At 53.8% G+C, this 1,130-nt stretch carries 2 protein-coding genes; both read right to left on the bottom strand.

From position 1 onward, the window contains the following. A partial coding sequence (locus ACI77D_RS29280; protein WP_407018096.1) for an IS3 family transposase occupies nucleotides 1-776 on the bottom strand: 776 nt, incomplete at its 3' end. Beyond that, a partial coding sequence (locus ACI77D_RS29285; protein ID WP_407018095.1) for a transposase occupies nucleotides 773-1,130 on the bottom strand: 358 nt, incomplete at its 5' end. The genes ACI77D_RS29280 and ACI77D_RS29285, both read right to left, overlap by 4 nt.

The raw sequence follows: 1,130 nt of genomic DNA on the forward strand, positions 1-1,130 counted from the left end.
AAACCATGGATGTAGCTCGCGATAGATGCGTGAGCCTGTGCTTTGCTGGGATACACACCGGTGGCTTCCTCCTTTTTAAGTGTGGCAAAAAAGCTCTCTGCTACGGCGTTATCCCAGCAGTTACCCTTGCGACTCATGCTTTGTACGAAGCCTCTTTCCATGATCATGCTGCGAAAACCGCTGCCTGTGTACTGCCGGCCTCGATCGGAGTGAAAAATCACACCTTGATCAACCGGCGTTTTCGTCCAGGCATTCAGGAATGCCTGCTGTACCAAACCCTCAGGCATACGCTCCGATAGGCTATAACCGAGTACCTGACGCGTCTGGATGCTGAGCACCACAGCCAAGTACAACCACCCCTGACGCGTCGAAATATAGGTGATATCTCCCACCCATGCGGGTGTTGGGCTTGTCACAGAAAAGCGTCTTTTCAATACGTTGTCAGAAATTGGTTGGATATACCGGTTATCCGTCGAGTGTTTGAACCGAGCCTTGATCTTCCCTCGCAACATTTCTTCTCGCATCAGCCGGGCTACTCGCTTGTGACCAATCGCATATGACCGGCTATGAAGCGCCTTAACCATGCGTGGACGCCCATAAGTGCCGCGACTGGCATGATGAATCGCACGAATTTCCAGGCGAATCACCGCATCTGGATCAGGGCGCTCCTGGCGCTTCAAATAGCCGTGAAAGCCCGACACCGAGACCTCCATCACTCGACATAACAGCCTGACCGGAAAGTGAGTCCGTTCACGGGCGACAAAGGCGTATCTCAGTTGGACTCTCTGGCAAAGAACGCCGTCGCTTTTTTTAGGATTTCTCGCTCCATTTTGAGCGTGGCATTTTCAGCTCGAAGCCGGGCCAGTTCGCTTTCCAAGTCAGAGACCGGGTGCCGAGCGGGAGAACTGAGAGGACGCCCGTTGCGTGCGGCGTCCAGCCAATTCCCTAGGGTTTTGACCGAGATATCCAACTGTCGCGCAGCTTCTCCTCGACCAATGCTTTCAGCAAGTGTCACTGCTTGGGCTTTGAAGTCGTCGGTGTAACTGCGGCGGGTTTGCTGTGACATAGGTGCCTCCAAGGTTGCGATTAAAATATCGCTTCTTGGCGTCCGCTGCGAGGGAGCAAGTCCA

Source organism: Pseudomonas sp. O39 (assembly GCF_045447295.1).
In the GTDB taxonomy this organism is placed as follows: Bacteria; Pseudomonadota; Gammaproteobacteria; order Pseudomonadales; family Pseudomonadaceae; genus Aquipseudomonas; species Aquipseudomonas antarctica_A.